Below are 13272 nucleotides of genomic sequence, written 5' to 3' on the forward strand. Positions count from 1 at the left end.
ATACACGATCTGGATAACGATTTTAAGCCGCCGATTTACAAGTGTGTTTTCTCATATTATAAAGTTCCTGGTTCCAGCCCGGTGATGAATCTTCTCAGAAGCATCACTTACTGCTTGGCAAGATTGTAGTTTTTTAGATCCCAATTATATACTTCATTTTTATAGCTGGTCCGATTGGACATAAATTAAAATTTATAGTTTTCGAAACATAAGTCAATTTGTTTTACCATCAAATGTTTATTAATTTTTCAAAACTATTGATAATAAGAAAGAATTATTCCATTATTATTATATAAAATATAATTATATTTGTGTTTGTATTCATGTAAGCTAAATTTGAACATTTTAGCTTAAGTAAATAAGGGAAACACCAATAATTTCGAAAAATAACTGCTAAATAAAAGAACATCGCAAAATCATGGGGGTAAATATAATGGGAGGATATCCATTCTTTAAAAACAGGTTCGATGGTCATGGTGGCTGCGGATGGGGCGGCTATGGAGGCTATGGTGGATTTGATGGCTTCGGTTTTGGCCATCATGGTGGCCGCTTTGACTGTGACCATAGATTTAGAGGTCGTCATTGCGACCGTCGAAGATTCTGGAACCGGGGACGGGACTGTTAAGGGACTGAAGCTGTCAACAGTAACTGACGAGCCTGAATAATTATTTGGTGTGAAGGAAAAAGCATAATAGCTATCTTTTCACAGCCCGACTGACAAATCATTAAAAATCGCATTTTCTGAACCGACGAGTTATATATTTTTCTTAAATATTAAAGAAAATGTTTAAGAAAAATATTTTTCATAAAATCTTTTTTTAAGAGATTGGAAAATTGGAAAGTTATTGCAGACTCTCCAATAAGAGTTCCTGAAAGAGTGAGATCCGGACCTGAAACTTTACTTATAAAGTTTATTAGTATTATAATTCTTGCCAGAAGATTTGTTAATTTAAAAATGTTCAGTTTGTTGAAGAATATTTAAAACATTGTTTTTATCAGGATCCTGTTAAAGAGTCATATGTTTTTCTTGCAGTTTTTATCCTCAGGCCGACCTTTTATTATATTGCCGAAATACATACAGCCTTCCATTGGGATCGTTGGCATATCATAGGGCTCATTTATCATGCATACAGGAGCACCACGGATAAGTACACACGGTATCCTTTCCCCGGCCTCTCCCATAAGGAGTTCGGCAGCCGAGACAAGATTGTCTGCTACAGCCTTGTATGTAATACGTAGAGGTTTTCCATAGATATCGTTAGTTCCCCGCGCATCTTCCACAGGTATAAAACCTGAAACTCCAAGAGCAATTCCCGAACAGCCAAGCCTGAGAGGCTGAGTCCTGCTGTCTCCTATAATTACCCCTAGCCTGCATGAGTAACGCTGCTCAAGCCGGGATCTGATAATCCCGGAACTTTTTTGGGGGTCTTCAGGGAGCAGGATTACATAACCTTCAGGGGCATTTGAAGCGTCGATTCCTGCATTTGGAGCCAGAACACCTTTTGTGATTGTAAGAGCAGCTCCTGGAACACCTCCAAAAATCTCATCGCATTCATGAAGCACGAGTTCCATTTCCCTGGGGTCAATCCCGTACTTTTCCCCAAGCACCTTTGCCCTTTCGCCTGGAGTTACGCTTGCAAGCTTGACGACTCTTCTTTCCGACGTGCCAACTGCAGATTCTGCAAGTACGAAAATATCCCCGTCAATAGGGACAAGCCCTGCTTCCTCCAGAGCCTCATATAGAATCTGTACAATATCATCCCCTTCCCTGATAATAGGGGTCTTAATTCCAAACATCTGGATGGAAGTATTTTCTGAACTCATATTCTCTGCTGCCTTAGAAGCTAATGATTAATTACTTTGCCTAATCAAAAATAGGTACAAAATCAAACCGTAAAATACAAGAAGATATTGATAAATGTATCCAAAGGCTCCGATAAAATGCCATGAGAATAAAGGTCTCAGGCAGAGTATACAGGAAGTAAAAGATTTTACCACTGAAAAAGAGAAAAAATAGTCTTCCGGAATAGAGATTGATTTAAACTTCTACGAAAATTATTTTCCGGAAAGTCCAGCCATAGAAAGCAGTCTTGAGGTATTGTTGTGAGAGCCTACGGGCATAATATGAACCCCTCTTGAGAGTTTCATAAGCTCTTTTATAGTCTCTGAAGCTATTAAAAGACCTTCTTCAACAGGATCAGGTGAGTCTTTTATGCGAAACATGATTTCTTCAGGCACATTAACTCCTGAAATGTTTCTGTTCATGAATTCGGCCATACCCAGAGATTTCAGAGGAATAAGACCTGCAATTACAGGCACTTCAAGGTAGCTTATAGCCTCCATAAACTCCTCAAACATGCCTACATCATAAACCGCTTGAGTTTGAATAAAGTCAGCTCCGGACCTTACTTTTTTCTCAAGCTTTATGAGTTGCAGAGGTTTGTCAGGGTCTATGCCAGAAACTGCACCTGCACAGAAAGAAGTTCCCCCATCCAGCCTGTCTCCTGCAAAATTAATGCCCGAGTCAAGCTTCCGGACAAGTTGCAGGAGATGTACGGAATCGAGGTCATATACGGGCTTTGAACCTGGATGATCTCCACAAGAAGGAAAATCTCCTGTCATCACACAGATGTTCCGGATACCCAGAGCATACGCTCCAAGAAGATCGGACTGAAGTCCTATCCTGTTCCTGTCCCGACAGGTGAGCTGCATAATAGGCTCGTGTCCCTCATCAAGCAGAAACTTGCTAAAAGCCAGGGAACTCATGTGCATAATTGAGCACTGATTGTCCGTAACGTTTATAGCATCTACAATTCCTTTGAGCTGACGAGCATCTTCGAGGGGAACTGAGAATCTTGTGCCCTTAGGAGGGGAGACTTCAGCAGTAACCAGAAATTTGCTGGAATTCAGTTTTTCACGAAAATTAAAGAGCATTGAGTAAGAATATTAGGAATGAAATTATTTAAAACCATGCTCCTGAATCGTGCTCTATCAGTCGGTTAATATCATTTTTATTATTTCCAAAAACCTGATGTTATACATCATCCCTTTTTTGTAGATCAGAGAAATTACAGCAGACTTACACTGATGCGTGAAAGATGTGCATTTAACACTGATGCATAAAAGACATGCATTTATTAACACTGGAAAAATTAATTAAAAAATTAAATAAAAACCGTGATGAATTTTAATCAATTATATGCTCCTGAGGGGCATGAATTGTGTAAAGGAGATCAAGTCTATTTATTTTTTTCAACCGATTATAAATCAAAGTCCATACACAATCGTTTTCTCTGTTGACTTCACACATCCCGTCAACAGCTCCTCCACAGGGCCCGTTTAGGAGTCCTTTTGGGCACCGTGATTTAGGACAGATTCCTCCGAATTCACCAATTGTGCATTTTCCACACATTATGCACTGTCCTGAAAGCAGCTTACCCTCGCTTGAACCTCCCAGAGAAAGCGTATCGTTTGAGCCCAATACCGGTACCTCTGTTACACTGGAAACCGTTGAAACTCCACTACCGCAGCCCATAACCAGAATACAGCGTGCCTCTTTTATTTTTTCGTTTTTCTGGACAAGGGAATCAAAAGACCTGACACTGCAGGCTGCTGTGGGAAGAGCCCAGCCTACTACATGCTTTCCGTTTTTCTCAAGTTGTCGGATCATCTCAAGGATTTCGGGTTCTCCACCGGTCTTCAATTTTGCAGCGCAGACATTGCATCCGATAATAAATATATCATCTTCGTCCTTCAATAAGGCCAGGATTTCTTCAAGGGGTTTTGCTGAAGTTATAATCATAACTACCTCAAGTATCGATATTCCAGATCGTTCCGATTTGCAATACATTCTCGGATCATTTCGGCAATAAGTGGAAGGGAGCGCGCTTGTCCTTCAAGCTTCCTGGCAAGACGTTCAAACTGAAGTAGAGTACCCATTATAAGCACATCAGTCATCTCCGTTTCGTGGGAAACTGCGTTCCTTGTCAGGGCTGCATCCCCTCCCCGAGCAAGTATCTCCTGTTTTATTATCAAAGCCTCTGTGGTCGTAAGATTACGAATTTTTAGCATAAGATGGATGCTTTTATTCTGCATTACCTTTGAGCCTGTCACGGTAACCCCAAGTTTCCGCATTGCCATGGCTGCATCCTGTGGTGTCTTTACCTCAACCACAGAGACCTCATACCTACCCTCTTTTACTACACTTGGCCTACTTCTGATAGCTCCTGAAAGTTTTACAACGTCTGCGGTCTCAGGTACATCATGCGTACGGACGATATGAGCACCTTTGTAAACTGCAATAGCTGCTGCAGCCAGGCTGCCATAGAGCCTTTCAGTTGCAGGTTTTCCAAGCAAATCTCCTATGAAAGATTTTCTTGAGAGAGCTGCTAACAAAGGCTTTTCAAGGATTTTAAGGCGTTCAAAATCGTCAAGAGTCTCAAAATCATGAACAGGAAGTTTTTCTTCGATCCACCTGCCGGATGCAGGGTCAAGTATGAGCTTTTCCGGACTTATGCCGCCTGCCTCAGCAGCCTGTATTATGGATTCGAGGGATTCGATAATCGCATCCATTCCAAGGGGGTCACCAGGTAATTTATTTGAGGCCATAACAACAGCAGGACATCCGTAATCTGCCACTACTTCAATCATTCTGGGATCTGCTGTAAAACCGGAAACATCATTTATAATGTCAGCTCCTCTTTTGAGAACTTCTTCTGCGATTTCAGAAAACATTGTATCTACGGAAATTACAGCATCCACATTGCCTTCCAGTGCTTCAAGCACTGGCAAAATACGTTCAAGTTCCTGTTTCCTGCTAATAGGTTCGGCATGTATCCAGGTTGAACGAGCTCCAAGATCAAGGAATGTTGCTCCTTCCTCAACCATTTTCAGGGCAGTCTCAAGCGCAGAGTCCGGGCTTATGACCGAATTTCCGTAAAAGGACTCAGGACTAAAGTTAATAATACCCATAACGTGTGCAGGGTATCGATCTCCTATTTTAATACCACATATTTCAGTATCAACAACCATTTTTGACAACCAGACTCTATAGATTTTAATTTAATTACGCCAGCCCACGTTTAATAGCCATTAGTAAACAGGTATTGAGGGAAGCCGGCTTTACAGAGCGTTCTCACTATCGGAGATTTCAACGATATGCCTTTAAATCGTGAAAATATAGTTTATTCCACTTTTACTACATTCCGTGAAAAATCTTTTATTTCATCCGCAGAGGCTTCCAGAGAGGGGAGATTGTTTATTGATTATTATCAGGACTGGATAAGTAATCACTATAATCATATGTTGATTAATATATATAAACTGACTTTATCAGGTGTACTTGTTTAAGGTATTTTGAAGACACATTAAAGCAGGTTTCAAGCCTTACTATAGACCTCATTCCGCTGACACATTATATAGTAGGGGGATTATATATTAAACTAAGCAGCTATTTTGAATATTGTTGGCGGTAAACGTTACTATAAACACTACTGTAAACACTATTGTAAACTTATTGTGAACTTATTGTAAACTTATTGTAAACTTATTGTAATATTATAAGCTCCAATAATACATAAAAATATTGATGTGTAGAATTGATCTGGCACAATTAGGAAAGCAGCATTGTATGTTAATTTAGAAATCGTTTATAAATAATTATTAATATTGTAAACTGACAAGACAAAGAGGACAAACATGATTTTTCTGATCCGGTACAATTAGGAAAAACAACTTTTCTTGCTTTAGTACGAAACGAGTAAAATAAAGGGTATACACATTAAATTGAGTACCTGACTTAACTCAATAACTCATAATTGATGTTTCACTCAAGAACTCAATGCCTTTACTTGATTTTCGGTGCTATCAAAGATATAGGTCGTCTCTATTACCTGGTTAATATTGTTCTCAAACGTTAGTAAAGCAGTTTTTAGGTTCTTATTGTTCTGAAGTAAAGCAGTTTTCAAGTTCTTATTGTTCTGAATTTCAGTACAACAGGAGATCTAAGTGCAACTGGAAATCTCAGTGCAATTGGAGATCCAAGTGCAACTGAAGCTAACCTGCAGTCCTTGCGCAAAAACACCATCATTCTTCATACTTAATATTAAATCATAGTGATATCAGTCATATAACACAGGACGACCAAGAGATAAAAAGTAAACAGGTATCACTAAAACAATACCAGAAAACAAAATATTATCAAAAAAGTCTCAAAAAAGATTAAAAGGCCTGGTAAAGACCTTACTAAAGAAATTTCAAAAATTCGTTTCTGCACAGTTAAGTACGTGCTTCATAAGTATGGCAATTGTCAGAGGGCCAACCCCTCCAGGAACAGGGGTGATTAGGGCTGCTTTTTTGATCACGTTTTCGAAGTCTACATCTCCGTATACGCCGTCTTTTTCCTGGGTAATACCCACATCAAAAATTACTGCACCTTCCTTTACCATATCGGCTTTTATGAGGTGTTTGACCCCAGCAGCAACCACCAGGATGTCTGCACCTAGAGTATATTTTTTAAGGTCATCCGTGAATACGTGACAAACCGAAACGGTTGCGTTCCGGTTAAGGAACATTGCTGCCATGGGTTTTCCGACAACATTGCTGTGCCCGACAATAACCACATTTTTGCCTTTAATAGGCACATTATATTCTTCAAGCGCCCGGATAACCCCATGCGGAGTGCAGGGTACAAGCCCTTCATCTCCAATCATTAGCTTTCCCATATTGTAGGGATGAAAACCATCCGCATCTTTTTCAGGAGCTATGGCTTCCATTGCTTCCTGAGGGAAGAGGTGTTTAGGAAGTGGGAGTTGAAGCAGAATTCCATGCACATTCCTGTCTTTGTTAAGGGTATTGATCAGGGAGATAAGTTCCTCCTGACTGGTTTCTGCCGGAAGAAAGTGGTCTTCTGCCCGAATGCCCACACGTTCACAGGCCTTATGCTTCAGGCGGACGTACATCTTGGAAGCTGGGTCATCGCCAACAAGAACGGTAGCAAGTCCGGGCGTAACTCCCCTGTCACTTACAAGAGCCTTAATTCCAGACTCCACTTCACCTTCAATTTTCTTTGCAAGAACTTTCCCATCTATAATTCGTGATTCATACCCTTCGTCTGACATTGGTAAAACATCCCACTTTTTAATTAACAATAAACCGGGAACCTTGAACAGAGTTCTCTGACCTTGTCACTAGTTTCAGACAGGATCCTATCATTTTCTGAATTCGTGATTGCAGTCTCAATATAGTCGGCAATTAATTCCATTTCCGTTTCCTTCATACCCCTTGTGGTGCAGGCAGGAGTTCCGAGCCTTACACCGCTAGTGATAAAGGGACTGCGGGTTTCGAAGGGTACCGTGTTTTTGTTTGCAATAATCCCGGATTTGCTTAGGGCAGCTTCTGCATCTTTGCCTGTTATGTTCATATTATTGAGATTGACAAGCATAAGATGATTGTCCGTGCCACCGGAAACCATATCAAAACCTTTCTCTTTCAGGCATTTGCAGAGGGTTTTTGCATTCCTTACGGTCTGGATCTGGTCCTGTTTGAACTTCACACTCATGGCCTCTTTGAAGGCTACTGCCTTTGCGGCTATAATATGCATGAGAGGCCCACCCTGAAGACCCGGGAAAACAGCTTTATTAATTCCGGTTGCAAGTTCTTCTGTCTTGGAAATAATAATTCCGCCTCTTGGGCCCCTGAGAGTTTTATGAGTCGTGCTGGTAACAAAGTCCGCATAAGGTACAGGACTCTGATGCACACCTGCAACTACAAGCCCTGCAATGTGGGCAATATCTGCAAGCAGATAAGCTCCAACTTCGTCAGCAATTTCTCTGAATTGTTTGAAATCAATTTCGCGAGGGTAAGCTGAAGCCCCGCAAACAATCATTTGCGGTTTATTTTCCTTTGCTTTTTTTAGAAGTTCGGAGTAGTCCAGCATCTCGGTCTTTTCGCTGACCCCGTAAGGCACAATATTAAAGAGCTTTCCGGAAAAACTCACAGGGCTGCCATGAGAAAGATGCCCTCCGTGAGAGAGATCCATGGACATGATGGTGTCTCCGGGATGCAAAACCGAGAAATAGACAGCCATATTAGATCCAGAACCCGAGTGAGGCTGGACGTTTACATAATTTGCGTTAAAGACTTTCTTTGCCCTGGTAATCGCGAGATCCTCGGCAATGTCCACGAAATCACAGCCGCCATAGTACCGCTTTCCGGAATATCCTTCAGCATACTTATTCGTCAGAATCGATCCCTGAGCTTCCATAACAGCTTTGCTCGCATAATTTTCAGATGCGATGAGGTTTAGTTTATATTCCTGGCGATCGGCTTCCTTTTTTATAGCCTCGAACAATTCCGGATCAATTTTTTCAATATAAGACATTACTGTCACCTGTAACCTGTTCCTTTAAAATTCTTCAAAATCAAGAGTTTTTGTAGCTTGGATTAATGGATTGATTAACGCTAACATGTGCACGTATACAGGAGTTGCCTTCCAGATTGGAAAGTTACTCAAGAGGTCGGCGTTCAGCAATAAAATCGCCGAATAATGGGGAGTATAATTAAACAGACTCTATAACCTTCCTGATGGGGTTTTTCATTCTGAAGTTTCAAAAATTCCGGCAAAAAGCTCCTGAACTTGAAGATAGGAGATTTCGAAACCCGAAAAGCCCTTATGGTCTATATGGTTTCGCGGAATACCTATAAGTTTGGAATATTTATAACTATCAGGGATTAAAGAAGTTATTAATCAGTAAAATCTGTTCCGGTTTTATATGATATTAAGCGTTTGCTCAATTTCCGGTTACTACATTTCTACCCTCAATTTTAAGTTTACCCTCGGTAAAAAGCCTGACTGCTTCAGGATAAATAACATGTTCTTGCTCCAGAATTCTGGCAGTAAGGGTTTCTTCGGTATCCCCTGTAAGCACAGGTACGCACTTCTGGATGATTATCGGTCCCGAGTCCAATCCTTCGTCAACAAAATGCACTGTACAACCTGCAACTTTTACCCCGTATTCGAAAGCCTGCTTCTGGGCGTGAAGTCCTTTGAAGGCAGGAAGAAGAGAAGGATGAATGTTCATAATTCTGTTCCTGTAAGCTATAATTATTTCATTTCCTAAAAGCCTGAAGTAACCTGCAAGCAAAAGAAGGTCGATATCATATTGGCTCAAAACATTCAGAATAGCCCTATCATATTCATCCCGGTCATACTCGCCCGGATCAAGAAAAACCGCGTCTATCCCGTGATTTCTTGCACGTTCGAGCGCGTACGCATTTGCCTTATTGGAAATAACCACATTAACTGTAGCATTCTTTATGTAACCCTTCTGAATGCTGTCCATAATTGCCTGGAGATTCGAACCCCTTCCAGAAACCAGCACTGCAATTTTTACAGTCATCAAAGCTTTTAGATTGAAACAGTGCTATATTAGGGTTTTGGAACAACCGTTGCGCCGGTTGATCACGCCTATAGGGTTAAGGGGATAAGGTTGTCAAATTCAAATGCTGAATCGCTTTTGGTAAAGCCTTTTTGAAAAGGGTATTTGAACAATTATTGCACTGGTTGATCAAAACCGTTGCGCCGGTTGATCACGCCGTTACTCGAGGTTTTCGCTCAAGCCTTTTTTGAAAAGGCTTGCGGGAAAGCAGTTTCTTGAAAAGGCTTGTGAGCAAGCAGTATTTTGAAGAGGCTTATTGGACTAGGACAGTGGAAACTCGATTTTACTTCTCGTCGTGAGTTTCTCTACGTTCTTCTATAAAGTTAAGGAGTTCTTGAGAATCACTTATTCTGTCAAGTTCCTTTTTCTCTATCATAACAGTATTTTCTACGGATTTTATTTTTGAGTGTCCATTGATGATAAATACGGATTGGGTCTCAGTGACGCAGGAGATACTGCTCATTAAATGAGCTCTTTTGACCACGGTCGTATTGAATTCGCTGACTCCTGTAAGGATAACTGAGGATTTATCCCGTGAAATGGCCTTGAAAGGAGCCTGGGCAGTAGGAAGGACGTCATAGCCAAGCATGGAAATTGTGTTAAGTATCAAGTCTTCCGGTAAAAGCGTAGAGGGTTTATCCTGGATTTCGGTAATGGACTCTGCTTTCTTCCTGGGCTTTCTGCTCCCACAGGATTTCAGGATGTCTATGGGCTTTGCAAGCTCAACCCCAAAGATGTCCTCTAGCTGGAGTACGACATCTATCGACGCATCCATGCCTTCTTCTTCGTACTTACTAATCGTTCTCCTTGAAACCCCTACCATGGCAGCAAGAGTCCCAAGAGACATTGACTGACCCATCCTGGCTTTTTTAAGGATATCTCCTTCTATGGAGACATATAACCCACCCGGAGCTGCTGAGACTAGAGGAGGAACATTTTCAATAAAGTAATCGAAAAGAGTCTGTACATTTAAGGCGAGAATATCATAACGCATATACACAACGCTATCTTCAAGCATCTGATCTCTGGTCTTTGCCCCCACGACAATAGCAGAGCCTCCAAGGTATTCGGCCAGGTACTTCATCTCCCTGGCAGTTTCTTCATTCAGGCCGTCAATGTTAAATAAAACCTTGCAAAGTAATAGTGTTTCGTCTTTCCGTGCGGCAACGTCAAAGCTCCTCGGACGAATATTGCAGCGATCGGAGAGTGCAAAACCTGCACGTGCCAATACATCGATAATTTGATGTATGAGAACCTCTTTTGTCATTCCAGTATCAATCTCTGTTTGAACATCTATATATATTTTTCTTTACTTTTGACAATCTTCACAGTAGAAAAAAACGTCGGAGAGTAGCGAAAACTGTAATTGTCCGAAACGCATCTGGGAAATTAAAAGGTAAAAACTGGAACTAAAAAAAATGATTATCGGAATTGACGATACCGACTCAAACGAAGGAATGTGCACAACATATCTGGGAGCTCTGCTGCTGGAAGAACTTCAGGTCTACGGAGCTATTGAGACTCTTCCACTTCTTATACGCCTGAATCCGACTATTCCCTATAAAACAAGAGGAAATGCTGCAGTAGCGCTGAGACTCAAGACTGACTGCCCTGAAAAAGTAATTGCTCACGTTGTTTCCAGAATAGAAGAATTTGCACGTATGGAATGCGAAAAAACTAATCCCGGCGTGGTTTTTATCCCGGAAAAAGCTTACGGAAAGCTCAAACCCATCCTCAGAAACTTTCTGGAGAAAGCCGTAAAGGACGTGATCGAAATAGAGGAAGCAAAAAGTCTTATCTCGGAATCCAAGGTTCCTTCGAAGGGCTTTAAAAACGGAAGAGGATTGATAGGTGCCCTTGCAGCATGTGGGGCTATGCTTAACCTCGAGGATTGGGACCACACTTTTGAGTATCTGGCATACAGGAAAAAAGAAAAATGGGGAACCCCACGCGAGATCGAAAAGGAAAGTTTCTTTGAGGCTGATAGGAAGACTTATCCTGATACCTGGGACACCGTGGACCTTAAAAACAGACTTATTGTCTGTGTACCCCACTCGGCCGATCCCGTGCTTTTCGGGATTAGGGGGAAAAGCCCAGCCATAGTTACAAAAGCTGCGTCCCTTATCATGGCTGAACCTGTTGAACGTTTTGCCATATATAGAACAAATCAGGGTACTGACATGCACCTGCTTTCCGCAGAAAGTCTTGCAGAAATAAGAGATATGCATTCTTACAGGCTCGAAGGCACAGTTTCCGCAGTTCCGAGAACTATTCATGGAGGACATGTTATTTTTCCAGTCCAGGATAAAGAAGGAAACGGAATTGACTGCGCAGCCTTCGAACCCACAAAAAACTTCCGCCTGCTCATAAGGAAGCTCAGGCCTGGAGATAGAATTGTAGTATCTGGAAGTGTAAACTCTGGAACCCTCAACATCGAAAAAATAGAGATAAAAAAACTAGCTCCCCTTTACAGGGAAGAAAACCCTATATGTCCAACCTGCGGAAAACATATGAAATCATCAGGTAAAACCCAGGGCTTCCGCTGTAAAAAATGCGGAACCCAGGCTGCCTCAAAAGTCCTGTGTGAAGTAAAAAGAAACCTCACAGCAGGATTATATGAAGTACCACCCTGCGCCCGCCGACATCTTGCAAAACCCCTGGTAAGGGAACAGAGGTATGACATAGAGATTAACCCTGCCCGCTAAAGAAAAAAAGACTAAAAAAGCCCTCTTAAAAACTCAAAAACATAGAAAGTTTTCTTATTCCTAAATCAGTCGTCAGTCCGCTTGACCGCAACCGTTGACCCGAAACCGTTGCGCCGGTTTGTCACGCCTATAGGGTTTGGGGATAAGTTCCTCAAATCCAAATGTTACTGGGGTTTTCGCTCAAGCCTTTTTGAAAAGGCTTGCGGTAAAGCAATTTTTGAAAAGGCTTGCGGGTAGCTCAGCTGAGTGGTACCTGGGGAGCACTTCTTTTATGCTCACTTTTCTCTATACGGTTTATGACTGAATTCAACTGTTCTACAGAAATCTCTAGAGTGTTCAGAATAGTTTCAGGGTCTTCGTACTGTTCAAGCTTTTTGAGTACCTCGTCTACTTTTAAGTAGGAGATTCCAAGTTCGGCTTCATCTGTTTGACCTGCCCAGAGGCCTGCTGAGGGTTTTTTCGTGATAATAGATTCAGGAACTCCTAGTCTGCGAGAAAGCTCCCATACATCGGTTTTGTAAAGTCCGCCTATGGGTTCGAGATCAACGCCTCCATCTCCATATTTCGTGAAGTAGCCAAGTAAGATCTCGGTTTTATTACCGGTTCCTATGACCATACGGTTCATCCGGTTTGCATGGAAGTAGAGGAGAGACATCCTGATTCGTGCTTTCAGGTTGCCCATGGAGAGACGGTCTGCAGATTCACTTTCAGGGATTGCAGCCATGAAAGCTGAGATAATTCCTGAAATGTCAATAGTCTGAAACTCAATTCCCAACCAGTCTGCAAGAGTTTTTGCGTCTTTGCTGTCTTCAGAAGGGGTAAGGCTGGATTCGGGCATGTGGATTCCAAACACTTTATCTTTCCCCAGAGCTTTTACGGTGAGCGTTGCGGCAAGGGCTGAGTCTATTCCTCCACTAATGCCTATAACAGCTCCGTCTACACCTGCTTTACGGATTTCGTTCCGGATAAAGTCAATAATTTTGTTCTGCTCAATTTCAAGATTCATGCTGTCAATTCCTTGGTGCTTGTCAGGCATACTGTCAATTCCTTGGTACTCGTCAGGCATACAATTTAAGATGCCTCAAGATCCTGAAAATTAAAGATCCTGGAGTGTAGTAGAATCGAAAGAC

The 13272-nt window shown here is 41.7% G+C and carries 12 protein-coding genes; 3 read left to right on the top strand and 9 right to left on the bottom strand.

The annotated features are described in order from the left end of the window. Positions 1-433: 433 nt before the first annotated feature. Entirely contained in the window at positions 434-625 is a 192-nt protein-coding gene (locus tag MSBR3_RS20640) for a hypothetical protein (RefSeq protein WP_196297030.1), read from the top strand. 389 nt (positions 626-1014) lie between these two features. On the opposite strand, the gene cofE is transcribed toward MSBR3_RS20640, so the two are convergent. The 8 genes from cofE to MSBR3_RS07985 form a co-directional block, all read right to left on the bottom strand. Beyond that, positions 1015-1824 carry a coenzyme F420-0:L-glutamate ligase gene (gene cofE / locus MSBR3_RS07950; protein WP_048107446.1) on the bottom strand — a complete coding sequence of 270 codons (810 nt, stop codon included), beginning with the start codon at positions 1822-1824 and terminating at the stop codon, positions 1015-1017. Between the two features lie 231 nt (positions 1825-2055). After that, entirely contained in the window at positions 2056-2934 is an 879-nt protein-coding gene (locus MSBR3_RS07955; protein ID WP_048107447.1) for a methylenetetrahydrofolate reductase, read from the bottom strand. A gap of 253 nt (positions 2935-3187) precedes the next feature. Further along, positions 3188-3802: a methylenetetrahydrofolate reductase C-terminal domain-containing protein gene (locus MSBR3_RS07960; protein WP_048107448.1), complete on the bottom strand. Its 615-nt coding sequence runs from the start codon at positions 3800-3802 to the stop codon at positions 3188-3190. Positions 3803-3804: 2 nt separating this feature from the next. Continuing rightward, positions 3805-5031: a dihydropteroate synthase gene (gene folP, locus MSBR3_RS07965; RefSeq protein WP_048107449.1), complete on the bottom strand. Its 1227-nt coding sequence runs from the start codon at positions 5029-5031 to the stop codon at positions 3805-3807. Between the two features lie 1223 nt (positions 5032-6254). Beyond that, positions 6255-7118 (bottom strand): bifunctional methylenetetrahydrofolate dehydrogenase/methenyltetrahydrofolate cyclohydrolase, encoded by an 864-nt coding sequence (locus MSBR3_RS07970; RefSeq protein ID WP_048107450.1) that lies wholly within the window; start codon positions 7116-7118, stop codon positions 6255-6257. 23 nt (positions 7119-7141) lie between these two features. Further along, on the bottom strand, positions 7142-8380 hold the full coding sequence (gene glyA, locus MSBR3_RS07975; RefSeq protein WP_048107451.1) for a bifunctional serine hydroxymethyltransferase/L-allo-threonine aldolase: 1239 nt from the start codon (positions 8378-8380) through the stop codon (positions 7142-7144). A 409-nt stretch (positions 8381-8789) separates the two neighbouring features. Continuing rightward, entirely contained in the window at positions 8790-9398 is a 609-nt protein-coding gene (gene purN, locus MSBR3_RS07980; protein WP_048107452.1) for a phosphoribosylglycinamide formyltransferase, read from the bottom strand. A gap of 322 nt (positions 9399-9720) precedes the next feature. After that, positions 9721-10704, bottom strand: coding sequence for a transcriptional regulator (locus tag MSBR3_RS07985; RefSeq protein WP_048107453.1), 984 nt, complete (start codon positions 10702-10704; stop codon positions 9721-9723). Positions 10705-10855: 151 nt separating this feature from the next. Between MSBR3_RS07985 and MSBR3_RS07990 the strand changes: the two genes are divergently transcribed. Next, on the top strand, positions 10856-12142 hold the full coding sequence (locus tag MSBR3_RS07990) for a tRNA(Ile)(2)-agmatinylcytidine synthase (protein WP_048107454.1): 1287 nt from the start codon (positions 10856-10858) through the stop codon (positions 12140-12142). A gap of 81 nt (positions 12143-12223) precedes the next feature. Next, positions 12224-12379, top strand: a complete 156-nt coding sequence (locus MSBR3_RS20180) for a hypothetical protein (RefSeq protein ID WP_155396759.1) — start codon at positions 12224-12226, stop codon at positions 12377-12379. A 1-nt stretch (position 12380) separates the two neighbouring features. On the opposite strand, the gene MSBR3_RS07995 is transcribed toward MSBR3_RS20180, so the two are convergent. Further along, the gene (locus tag MSBR3_RS07995; RefSeq protein WP_048110190.1) at positions 12381-13148 is read right to left on the bottom strand and encodes an NAD+ synthase; all 768 of its coding nucleotides are present in this window, start codon (positions 13146-13148) and stop codon (positions 12381-12383) included. Positions 13149-13272: the final 124 nt, after the last annotated feature.

The organism is Methanosarcina barkeri 3 (assembly GCF_000970305.1).
Lineage (GTDB): Archaea > Halobacteriota > Methanosarcinia > Methanosarcinales > Methanosarcinaceae > Methanosarcina > Methanosarcina barkeri_A.